Here is an 11,643-nt window from a genome sequence, read left to right on the forward strand (position 1 = left end):
GAAGACCATAGACAAAAGGCGATACGCTCGTGATTCTGCGCGCGTATCGCCTTTTTCTGTTTCTGACTCTGAATTTCTGTATGAATTTTCGTCTGCCGAAATCGATGAATGATCCTAGATTCCGGTGACGTAGTGGAAGGCTTCTTCCGCTGCGATAGCACCGTCTCCGCAGGCGGTAACGATCTGACGAAGTTCCTTGTCGATGCAGTCGCCGCATCCGAAAATTCCAGGAACGGCGGTTCTCATGCGGCGGTCAACGACCAGATAGCCGCGCTCATCGAGTACGCCAAGATCCTTCACAAAGCTGGTTTCCGGAATGTGACCGATGTAAGGGAAGATGCCCTGACATTTCAGATGTACTTCGAGGCCGTCTTCGAGGTTTTTGAGGGTAAGTCCGCTGACTTTGCCGTCTTCCATCTGAATGGAAACCGGGATGTGATGACGGATTACGCGAATCTTGTCGTTTGCGGCGATGTCCTGCTGCACTTTGGTTGCTGCACGGAATTCATCGCGGCGGATGACAATCGTTACCGAAGACGCGAAACGCGCCAGGAACTGCGCTTCTTCCAGAGCGGAGTTGCCGCCGCCGATGACAACGACTTCCTTTTCACGGAAGAAGGCGCCGTCGCATACGGCGCAGAAGCTTTCGCCGTGACCGATGGCTTCCTGTTCGCCAGGGATATCGAGATGACGTTCTGCCGCACCCGTGGCGACAATAACGGCTTTCGCATTGATGATGGTGCCGTCTTTCAGGATGACCTGATGACCGGCGGATACGGATTCAACTTCGCCAAACATGTACTGGGCGCCGAACTCGATGGACTGCTGATACATCTGCATGGCCAGATCCGGTCCGGAAACGGAAGGTACGCCAGGATAGTTATCGACCTGGTACGTTTTGAGAAGTTTTCCGCCTGGAGCCGTACCGTCAATCATGACTGTCGTCAGTCCGGCACGGGAAGCATACAGTGCGGCGGTCATTCCAGCTGGGCCGGCGCCGATAATCACAAGATCATATTCTTGTTCCATTTTGATTCCTCCTTGAGAAGAAAAGGAAGCTGGCGAAGATCATCGATCAGATAATCCGGACCTTCCTTTTCGAGTGCTGTTCTTTGTACTGTATCTAAAGTATAGCCGATGGATACAAAACCGGCTCTGTGTGCCGCCTGAATGTCTGCGGCGTTGTCTCCGACGTAGACCGCTTTTTCCTTTGGATAGCCCATGACTTTCGCCGCATGCAGCAGTCCTGCCGGATCCGGCTTGCAGGCCGGCTGATCTTCCTTCGCGAATACCGCCTCAAAATATGGACGCAGATGACAGATTTCCATCCCCAGCAAAACCGGTTCGCGCCGCTTGTTGGAAAGGATTCCCATCGCATACCCTTCGTCATACAGCTTCTGAACGGTTTCGAGCGCATGCGGCATTTCACCCAGCAGCATGTAATGCAGATCCTTGTTAATTTTCTGATAGAGGTCGATCACGTCTTCCACTTCTTCCGGCGGAAAATAGCGAAGAAAGGTCGTTTCGAGCGTTGGGCCGAAAAAGGAATACAGCTCTTCGGGGCTCAGCTGGTAATCGGGAAGCTTCTGGGCAAACACCTGCCGGAACGTCTCGAACACAAGATTCTGCGAATCGATCAGCGTGCCGTCCAGGTCAAACAGCACCAGCGGCTTTTGCGGATCGACAGTATGTTTTGAGGATGGGGTCTGTCCTGCATTGGAATTTGGCAATTTTTCCATGTTCGCTCTCCTTAAAAAATGCCTTGCGGCATTCTCGTCGTTTTCGTTTCGGGGTACTTCGGGTATCCCCGGTCTATTTTGCGTACATCGGGTTCATTCCATCACGTGCATATCGCGTACATATGGAAACAGAGCGCCGGGAGCGCTCTGTTTTTCGATGTCTGATTTTTGTATTCGTTCATTCTTTCGGCAGTGTCTGTGATTCACGCCGTTTTTTACGCTTTGGCCATCTTAATTGAGCGGCTCTGCGTTTTGCATGGCTGCGGCTTTGACTTCTTCCTCTTCTTCACTGCGGTTCTTTTCAATTTCTTCGAGAACCAGCTCTTCGAAAACTTCTGCGGAATCGAAGCCGTCCTGCTGAAGCAGATAGTTGGTTACCGCCGTTTCAATAACGGTCGCCATCGGCCGGCCGTACGTAACCGGGATGACCATTTTCAAAACCGGGATGCCAAGGTAGTTGGAATACTGCTTGTCTCCCAGACCGACACGGTCATACGCCACGCTCGGATTATACGTTTCGAGACGAATTTCAAAACTGATTTCCGCGGAATTGGCAACCGAGGTAATGCCGTACAGGCGCTTGATATCGATAATGCCGACGCCGCGCAGTTCCATGAATCCGGAAATGACCTGAGCGGTTTTGCCGACGAGCGTGTTGTGAATTCGATACAGATCCACCCGGTCATCGGCAACCAGCTGATGGCCCCGCTTGACGAGGTCCAGTACGATTTCACTTTTGCCGGAGCCGCTGGTTCCGGTAATCAGAACGCCTACGCCGTAAATGCGGACGAGTTCGCCGTGCAGCAGTGTCGCCGGGGCGAGCAGTTCGTCGAGATAGTTGGTGACATTGACGACGACCTGGCTCGTTTTTGTCTTCGTTTCAAAGACAGGAAAGTCCTTCCGATCGGAAATCTCCTTGAGAATCGGCGGGCAGACGTGGCCGCCGGTCAGAAGAATGCAGGGGGTATCCGCATGCGTCACGAATTCAAAAACACGGCGCTGCTGGATTTCGTCCATCTGTTCGGTAATGTAGCGGTATTCTTTACCGCCGATCACGATCAGACGCTTCGTCTGCGAATGGGACAGGTAGCCGGCGAGTTCAAGACCCGGACGGTTAATATCCGGCAGGGTGATCGGGCGCTTGAGGGCTTTGCTGGTGCCGGCCACCTGGTTCCAGTGAAATTTCACAACCAGATCCCGGACTGTTGCTTTCGCCATGTGTTCTGCCCCCTTTCCCTGCTCTGCGGATTTCGCAGTTTTTTGCGGCCGCTGTTCAGAGCTTTATCATATCTTATCCAGCGGTTTTTCTGCGTACAGAAATGACCGGCATAGAGTATCCCATCACAAATTTCTGTGTTCCCGCTGTATTTCCTTAACATTAGACAGTTCGAAATGTCAAACGGATTCAAAATGCCCGAATGTTTCTTCCAGACGATTTTTCGACCTTGTGCAAGACGTACAGTCTCTCAGTTTACATGTATCCCCGGGAAACGAGGAAAGCCAGCACACAGGAAAATGCCGGATTCTGACCTGACTGTTTAAACAGCGGCCCGAATCCGGCCTGATGCAGTGAATTGGCGGTGAATTCGCAGTGAAGTATTGGCTGGAATGGGTGTAAAGCAGCTTTTCTTATTCGTTGGAATCGGAAGTCATTTTTCCCTTCCAGTACGGAAGCTTTTTGAGATGTGATGCGTAAAACGCCCGGCATTCTTTTTCGCTCAGGCCATTCTGCGGCATCGAAGCGACGAGAAAATCCAGCATCTGATCCGGTTCGGTATACACAAAGGATCCGTCTTCCAGACACCACTTGCAGTAGCCGGGATCGATTTCTCCTTCCTTATTTTTCCCCATGATCGACGGCTCAAGAGGCATTCCGCAGCATTCGCAATAGCGAATCACCGGTGACTCCAGTAAAGCGTCGATCGATACGCCAAACACTTCGGACAGCTTCACCAGCAAATCCGCTCCCGGTATAGTTTCGTCATTTTCCCATCGGGATACCGCCTGACGGGTGACGTGAACTTTGTCCGCCAGCTGGGCCTGCGTCATCATCGATGCATCTCGAAGCTGTTTGAGAATCGTTCCTGTACTCATTTGCGTACCTCTTTTCCTGCATTCAGTATGCGGGAAGCCCGTATGAGGCTCAAGCAACCGTCCGTTGCCTTTTCTTCCTCGTTGAAAGGCAGAAAAAAGCAGCAGCTCGAGGAACTTTTTCCTTAAGCTGCTGCTCTGGATTCGAATTTCTTCTGCTATTTTGGATTTTTCGTTTTTCGGTATTTAAGCTCTTCGGATGATTTTTCCGATTTGCGTTTTGGTTCTTTATTCTTCGGTTTTGCTTTCCTTCTCGTCTTCAAAGCCTTTCCATTTCGTATAGGCTTCGGCTTCGCCGCCGGTAAGCAGCGGGGCGAGATACTGACCGGTAAAGCTGTTCGGGCAGGCCGCAATTTCTTCCGGGGTTCCCTTGGCGATAATCGTACCGCCACCGGCACCGCCTTCCGGACCGAGATCAAGAATATAGTCCGCGTTTTTAATGACGTCGAGATTGTGTTCGATGACGATGACCGTATTGCCACCGTCGACCAGACGCTGCAGCACTTCGATCAGCTTGCGGACATCGCTCGAATGCAGACCGGTCGTCGGCTCATCGAGAACAAAGACCGTCTTGCCGGTCGGCTTTTTCTGCAGTTCGCTCGCCAGCTTGACACGCTGTGCTTCCCCGCCGGACAGGGTGGTCGCCGACTGGCCGAGCTTGACGTAGGACAGACCGACATCCGCCAGCGTCTGCAGCTTGTGACGGATGCGGGAAATCGGCTGGAAAAATTCAATGGCTTCTTCCACCGTCATTTCCAGAACGTCGGAAATCGTTTTGTCCTTGTACTTTACCTGAAGCGTTTCTTCGTTATAGCGCTTGCCGTGACAAATGTCGCATTCGACATAGACGTCGGGCAGGAAGTGCATCGAAATCTTGCGGGTACCGTCGCCCTGACACGCTTCGCAGCGTCCGCCTTTGACGTTGAAGGAAAACTGCGATTTGGTGAAACCGAGCAGTTTGGCTTCGCGCGTCTGTGCGAACAGGTCGCGGATATCGTCAAAGACGCCGACATACGTCGCCGGATTGGAACGCGGGGTACGGCCGATCGGCTCCTGCGAAATCTCGATCAGCTTGTCGATTTCCTCAAGACCGCGTATTTCCTTTGCCTGACCGGGTTTTACACGGACTTTTCCTAAATGATGCTGGATGCCGTGGGTGAGAACTTCAGTTACGAGCGACGATTTGCCGGAACCCGAAACGCCGGTGACAACCGTAAATGTTCCGAGCGGGAACGAGGCGTTCACGTGCTGGAGGTTGTTGTGGGTGGCATCGATGACATCCAGCGATTTGCCGCTGCCTTTGCGGCGCACAGCCGGATACGGAATTTTCTCCTTGCCGGACAGATAGCGGCCGGTAATGGAGTTTTCGTTGGCCATGACCTGTTCCGGCGTACCGCAGGCGACGACTCCCCCACCGTGCACGCCGGCGCCTGGGCCGATGTCCACGATATAGTCGCTGGCGCGCATCGTATCTTCATCGTGTTCGACAACGATCAGGGTGTTGCCCAGATCGCGCATTTCCTTCATCGACTGAATCAGACGGTCGTTGTCGCGCTGGTGCAGACCGATCGACGGTTCGTCGAGAACGTACATGACACCGGTCAGACGGGAACCAATCTGGGTGGCCAGACGAATACGCTGGCTTTCGCCGCCGGAAAGAGTCGACGCCAGACGGTCGAGCGTCAGATACGTCAGACCGACATTTTTCAGAAACGTCAGACGGTTTTTGATTTCATTCAGACCGAGTTCCGCAATTTTGCGCTGCGCCGGGGTCAGTTCGAGATGTTCGATGAAGTCGATGGCTTCCACAACCGACATCTGGGTCCATTCGTAAATGTTCTTGCCGCCGATGCGTACCGCCAGAACCTGATCGTTCAGACGGGCGCCGTGGCAGGTCGGGCACACCGCTTCGCCCAGGAACGTTTCGTACCAGTCTCTCGACCAGGCCGATCCCGTTTCGAGATAGCGGCGTTCAATCAGATCCGCTACGCCCTCGATCGGCTCGTTGTATTCGCGGGTCAGGCCTTTATTGTTGACGATAGTATAGGACACCGGTTCGTCCGAACCGTGGAGAACGATGTCGAGTTCCTTTTTCGTCAGCTTGCTGATCGGCTTGTCCATATTGATGCCGAAATGGTCGCACAGCGCCACAAAGCGCTGCCATTCCTGGTTGGACGAGCCGGCAATGTTTTTAAAGTAGGCGACGCCGCCTTCATTCAGCGTCTTTTTCTTATCCGGAATCAGAAGATCCAGATCGACTTTCTGGATGACGCCGATGCCCTTGCATTCCGGGCACGCGCCCATCGGCGCGTTGAAGGAAAACAGACGCGGTTCGAGTTTCGGTACGGTAAAACCGCAGATTTTGCACGCGTAGCTCGAGGAAAAGAGCAGCGTATCGTCCGGCGTCATGACCGCCGCCATGCCTTCGCCGAGATTGAGCGCCGTATTGATGGAATCGTAGTAGCGGCCGCGGTTATTGCCTTTAATGATTCGGTCGATAACGACTTCAATCGTGTGCTTCTTATTTTTTTCCAGCGGTTCGAGTTCTTCGATCAGACGGATTTCCCCATCAACTCGTGCACGCAGAAAACCGTCTTTCATCAGTTTGGCAAATATGTCCTTGAACGTGCCCTTCTTGTCGCGGGCAATCGGAGCGAGAACGGTCGTGCGGGTGCCGTCGGGCAGAAGCATAACCTGGTCTACCATCTCGGTAACCGTCTGGCCGGTAATCGGTTCGCCGTGTTCCGGGCAGTACGGCACGCCGATGCGCGCGTACAGCAGACGCAGGTAGTCGTAAATTTCCGTTACCGTGCCTACGGTCGAACGCGGGTTGTGCGAAGTCGTTTTCTGATCGATAGCAATAGCAGGAGAAAGACCGTCAATCTGATCGACATCCGGCTTTTCAGAATTGCCGAGAAACTGGCGGGCATAAGAGGACAGGGATTCCATATAGCGGCGCTGGCCCTCCGCATAAATCGTATCGAAAGCCAGCGAAGTCTTACCGCTTCCGGAAACGCCGGTCATGATAATGAGCTTGTTTTTGGGAAGATCGAGAGAAATGTTTTTCAGGTTGTTTTCTCTGGCTCCCTGAATGTGAATAACAGAGTCCATGTTGATCCCTTCTTTCTGTTTTTCTGTTCGGTTTGTGTATGTATTTCGATTTTGTATTTCTGTCTGAAACTGGAGTGTAGCGCCCGGCTCTGGATTTGGAAAAGCACAAAGCCTGCGCCTTTTAAACTTTTCATGATTTTGGCACGGACAAAATGTCGTGCCGATAAATGATTTCAAAAAAGGATCTCTGGACGCTGCCCCAAAGCGGGTATGGTCTGGCGGATCCGCATACGGCGTCTTTTCTGTTTTGGAGAATGGTTAAGAGGGCCGGCTTCTTTATTTTGTATCGTCTGGTTTCGTTTTCGTAATTTCTGGATTCTTCCTTGAGCAAAAAGCGCAGAATTTCCTGCGATCTGCCTGCAGCCTGTAAAAAGCGTATAATCCAGCTTTTCATTATTCCATTTTTCACGCAAATGTCAATTTGAATGTGCTCATATTGTGCACAACAAATCCTTTAGACAAGCCCAAAATTCCGCTTTTTCCAGACCGGATTGAGCTGTATGAACATCGCCTTGCGCGTCGGAATTTTCTTCGAACCGGCCGGTATGCCGGTATATAGAAAAGGCTGATTTCTGGTTTTGAAATCAGCCTCGTTTGTTTAAGAATGGGTTTTACTGCTCTTCCTGTTCCTTTTTCTGGCGCATCATTTCCTGATACACCTCGTTTTTGGAAAAGCCGCTTTCTTCGCTGGCTTTAGCGGCTGCCTGTTTGGGCTTGATGCCCGAGGCCGCCAGTTCAGACGCCATGCGAACCGTTTCTTCAAAAGAACGGTCAGTCTGCTGCGGGCAGCCCTGTACGACTACGACCATTTCTCCTTTCAGCTGGGAAACCAGCGGGAGAATTTCGGAAATCGTGCCGCGCAGGAACTCTTCGTGCAGCTTGGTCAGTTCTCTGGCCAGACAGATCTGCCGGCCGCCAAAGACTTCCTTTACGTCTTCCAGCATTTTTTCAATGCGGTGCGGCGCTTCGTAAAAAATTACCGTATACGGCAGGGACTTCAGACTTTCGAGTTCCTTTTTCCGGCGAACGCTTTTCGCATCCAGAAATCCGTAAAAGAGGAAATGAGACGTTTCCAGGCCGGAGGCCACCAGCGCGTTTAACGCCGCATTGCTTCCGGAAACGGGAATGACCGGATAGCCGGCCTGGGAAGCGAGCCGGACAAGTTCACTGCCCGGATCCGAAATGAGCGGATAGCCGGCATCGGAAATGACGGCGACTTTCTTTCCTTCTTCAAGCAGCTTTAAAATGCCGGTCGAACTCGTATGCGCGTTGTATTCATGATGCGCGATCAGCGGTTTGTGAATTCCGATCGATTTCAGAAGAAGGCCGGAATTGCGCGTATCTTCACACGCGATCACATCGGCGTTTTCCAGCGCCTCTTTCTGGCGAGGAGAAATTTCCGAAAGATTGCCGATCGGGGTCGGGACCAGATAGACGGCTGGTCCATTTTCATTCTGGAAGCTTTTCTGTCGATTCATGTTCTGCCTTTCTTGCCGGGAACAGTTCGTCAAAGGAGACAAACAGCGTTTCTTCCCGGTTTTCAAGCTTGGCTTGTTTCTGAAGCACGTTCATCGAGCTGATCCGATAGCGATTTCCGTTGTATTCGATCTGGGAATTCAGCTTCGGCAGGTTTTTGCGCAGCTCGCAATAGGCTTCGTTTTCAAAACGCAGACAGCACTTCAGCTTGCCGCACTGTCCAGACAGTTTGGAAATATTGAGCGCGAGCAGCTGGTTTTTCGCCATGTTGATGGACACAGTATCAAAGTCGCTCATGAACCGGCTGCAGCAGCATTCCATGCCGCAACTGCCGATGCCGCCGACCAGTTTGGCTTTGTTGCGGGGGCCGACCTGGCGCAGTTCAATCCGGCCGCTGATGCATCCGGCGAGCTCTTTGAGCAGACCGCGGAAATCGACGCGATCTTCGCTGACGTACGTAAAAATCACTTTGGAGCGATCAAGGGTATACTCGCAGGAAATCAGATGCATGTCGAGCTTGAGGCGCTCGATGGCTTTGGCACAGATCTCAAAGGATTTGCGTGCTTCTTCTTCATTTTCAGCTTTCTGGTGCAGGTCTTCCGGCGTGGCGCGGCGGACGATGCCTTTTAAGTCGCCCTGGACTTTGGACGCGTCAAAGGGCATCGACGGTACATAGACCGTACCGATTTCCTGACCGCGAACCGTTTCCACAACGACCGCTTCACCAGTTCGATGTTCCATTGTCGTTCCGAAGGTATACACCTTCTTGGATCCGTCAAACTGGATATACACCATGAAAGGGTAAGTTTTCGTATTCGATGCCGGCTTGGCGGCACTGGATGGTTTCGACATAATTCGTCTTGCCTTTCTAAGGAAGCAGACGGGTTTCGATCGATTTTGATTTTCTCTCAAAGAAAGATCGACAGCGTCCGTTCCAATCTATGGAGAAGCCGCCCGGTTTTGCGTGAACATGCAAAACGGCGGCTGAAATTTCTAAGAATATGCATCCTGCTGCAGGATGCCGGTTGAGCGTCTTTGTTTTCTGAGCGCTTCTTTGCGCAGATCGCGGGCAACGCGTTCGATCAGAAGAACAGGGTCGAGCGGCTGACGCAGGGCGTCGAGCGCTTCGACAAGCGTTGAGCGCTCTTCGAGACGATCCGCCTGTTCCGTCTGCTCCTGCTCCAGAAAGTAAAGCAGGCAGTGCAGGAAAAAGGCGGCCGCTTCCCGGGTGGGAAATCCGCTTTTGGAAAAGACGCCGCATTCCAGACGCACAATGGCGGAATGCGAAGTTCGCTGCGGCCAGTATTCCTTCGCCGCATCGCGCAGTTCAAACAGCGCTTCGTTTTCCAGGAGCGCTTCCAGACTGTCCGGACCGTAGCCGGCCCGGGCGAGAATCGCCACAATTTCGGGATCGTCGATTATTTCGGCAATTTCCGCTTCGAGTGCCGCTCGTGCAGGCGGCCGCATGGGGATCAGCTGACAGCGGGAAACGATCGTCGGCAGTACGGTATTGATCGCGCTTGTACACAGGATGCCGGTCAGCCCGTCCTTGGGCTCTTCAAGAAATTTCAGAAGCGTATTGGACGCGGAAGCGGTCGCCTGTTCGTACTGTTCAATAATATAAACCTGTCGTCGGGCGTCCGTCCCGCTCGAGGTGGCAAATGTATCCTGCAGACGCAGAATGTCTTCTTTGCGCAGTCTCCAGCTCGTTTTCTGTTCGCTGGGAACCGCGTTGGTTTTCCACCAGGCGTCGAGTTCCTTTCGCGTCAGCGGCTTGCGCGCCTGCAGACCGCCGGGATGCAGCCAGAAAAAGTCCGGATACATGTCTCGGGCGATCAGCTGACAGGTTTCGCAGTTCTGGCAGGCAATCCCGTCTTCATCAGGATGTTCGCAGTTCATCGACTGCGCAAACAGCAGAGCCAGCCGGCTCTGATCCGGGTTTTTCTGTCCATAAAACATGTAGGCGTGCGAAATGCGTCCGCTTTTCAGGGCATTGGAAAGAATTTTCCATGCGACCGGCTGGCGTTCCTTCAGCTTTTTCTTATCGACCATAGCCGGCCTCTTCGAGAAGACGGTCTACCTGCTTCATCGTCTGATTTGCTACGTCTTCGATCGACCCCGATGCGTCAATGCGGCAATATTCGGGATGCGTTTTGAGAATGGCTTCAAATCCGTCGGCTACCCGGGAGAAAAACGCTTCCTTTTCCTGATCGAGACGGTTCAGATTGCCGCGCAGGTTAATCCGCTTTGCGGATGTTTCCCGATCGAGTTCAAAAAAGAGCGTCGCGTCCGGCCGGAAGCCTTCCAGACCAAAATCATTGAGATGTTCAATCGTCTTCGCATTCAGATCGCGTCCAAAGCCCTGATAGGCGATCGACGAATCCAGAAACCGGTCGCAAAGCACGATTTTGCCTTCTTCCAAAGCTGGCAAAATGGTGGAAACCAGATGCTGGCGGCGGCTGGCGGCGTACAGAAGCGCTTCGGTTTTCGGATCCACTTCATTTTCGGGATCGAGCAGAATGTTCCGGATTTGTTCCGAGAGCGGCGATCCGCCCGGCTCGCGGGTAGTGATGACGGGAAGGCCGCGTTTCAAAAGTTCTTCATAGACATGCGCCATCGCAGTGCTTTTCCCCGCTCCGTCGCTGCCTTCAAAGGCGATCATGATGCCTTTGCTTCCTTCTGGCTTTTTCATCCTCTTTCCTCCCCGAGCGCTGCTTTCCTTTTTTCGCTCTGTTTTCTATATGGTTTTCTCTACATATTCTTGATTTCGCATCTTTGCTTTTGCAGATACAAAACGCTCTGCAGTCGAAATCCGCTTTTCCTATTGTATCAAGCGGCGCAAGCTCTGACGATCGGCCAAAACGCAGGCCCGGCTTTACAAAGGAAATCCGGGGTTTGCTACAATCAGGACAGGAAGCCATTCTGCCCGTTTTGCCGCAGACAGAGCGCTGTTTTGCCTGGCGGGCAGAAGGACAGAAAAAGAAAAGAGGAATGTGTATGTGCGGTCAGTTTCTAGTCAGCGAAGAAATCGTAGATTCTCTGCGTCATCTGGTGCCCAGGGAACACTGGGAGGAGATCGAGCTCGATCTGCATCCGCATGTGATTTATCCTTCCGCCCGAACGATCGCCGTCTGCGCCAGAGACCAGGCGCTGAATCTTTCCGTCATGACGGTTGGCTTTGCCTCGTCTTCCATGAACCGCCGTATTTTCAATGCGCGTCTGGAAA

At 52.7% G+C, this 11,643-nt stretch carries 10 protein-coding genes; 1 reads left to right on the plus strand and 9 read right to left on the minus strand.

Annotated features, from left to right (window positions below):
* Positions 1-114 precede the first annotated feature (114 nt).
* From trxB to tmk, 9 genes are all read right to left on the minus strand, one after another.
* Positions 115-1,029, minus strand: a complete 915-nt coding sequence (gene trxB / locus ACLUYS_RS02985) for a thioredoxin-disulfide reductase (RefSeq protein ID WP_230266934.1) — start codon at positions 1,027-1,029, stop codon at positions 115-117.
* Positions 1,005-1,739, minus strand: a complete 735-nt coding sequence (locus tag ACLUYS_RS02990) for an HAD family hydrolase (protein WP_412659026.1) — start codon at positions 1,737-1,739, stop codon at positions 1,005-1,007. Before ACLUYS_RS02990 ends, trxB begins: the two co-directional genes overlap by 25 nt.
* 231 nt (positions 1,740-1,970) lie before the next feature.
* Positions 1,971-2,957, minus strand: a complete 987-nt coding sequence (gene hprK, locus ACLUYS_RS02995) for an HPr(Ser) kinase/phosphatase (RefSeq protein WP_230266936.1) — start codon at positions 2,955-2,957, stop codon at positions 1,971-1,973.
* Between the two features lie 411 nt (positions 2,958-3,368).
* A complete protein-coding gene (locus tag ACLUYS_RS03000) occupies positions 3,369-3,833 on the minus strand; it encodes a zinc ribbon domain-containing protein (protein ID WP_288875840.1) in 465 nt (154 codons plus the stop codon).
* 225 nt (positions 3,834-4,058) lie between these two features.
* On the minus strand, positions 4,059-6,941 hold the full coding sequence (uvrA, locus tag ACLUYS_RS03005; protein WP_412659028.1) for an excinuclease ABC subunit UvrA: 2,883 nt from the start codon (positions 6,939-6,941) through the stop codon (positions 4,059-4,061).
* A gap of 611 nt (positions 6,942-7,552) precedes the next feature.
* The gene (gene rsmI / locus ACLUYS_RS03010) at positions 7,553-8,419 is read right to left on the minus strand and encodes a 16S rRNA (cytidine(1402)-2'-O)-methyltransferase (RefSeq protein WP_412659030.1); all 867 of its coding nucleotides are present in this window, start codon (positions 8,417-8,419) and stop codon (positions 7,553-7,555) included.
* Positions 8,391-9,269 (minus strand): stage 0 sporulation family protein, encoded by an 879-nt coding sequence (locus ACLUYS_RS03015; RefSeq protein ID WP_230266941.1) that lies wholly within the window; start codon positions 9,267-9,269, stop codon positions 8,391-8,393. The genes rsmI and ACLUYS_RS03015 overlap by 29 nt, the downstream gene beginning before the upstream one ends.
* A 141-nt stretch (positions 9,270-9,410) precedes the next feature.
* Entirely contained in the window at positions 9,411-10,469 is a 1,059-nt protein-coding gene (locus tag ACLUYS_RS03020; RefSeq protein WP_412659031.1) for a hypothetical protein, read from the minus strand.
* Entirely contained in the window at positions 10,459-11,109 is a 651-nt protein-coding gene (gene tmk / locus ACLUYS_RS03025; protein ID WP_230266943.1) for a dTMP kinase, read from the minus strand. The genes ACLUYS_RS03020 and tmk overlap by 11 nt, the downstream gene beginning before the upstream one ends.
* A 305-nt stretch (positions 11,110-11,414) precedes the next feature.
* On the opposite strand from tmk, the gene ACLUYS_RS03030 reads away from it, so the two are divergent.
* The coding region (locus ACLUYS_RS03030; protein WP_412659032.1) for a hypothetical protein at positions 11,415-11,643 on the plus strand (229 nt) is incomplete at its 3' end.

The organism is Allobaculum sp., assembly GCF_047010065.1.
Taxonomy (GTDB): Bacteria; Bacillota_I; Bacilli_A; order Erysipelotrichales; family Erysipelotrichaceae; genus Allobaculum; species Allobaculum fili.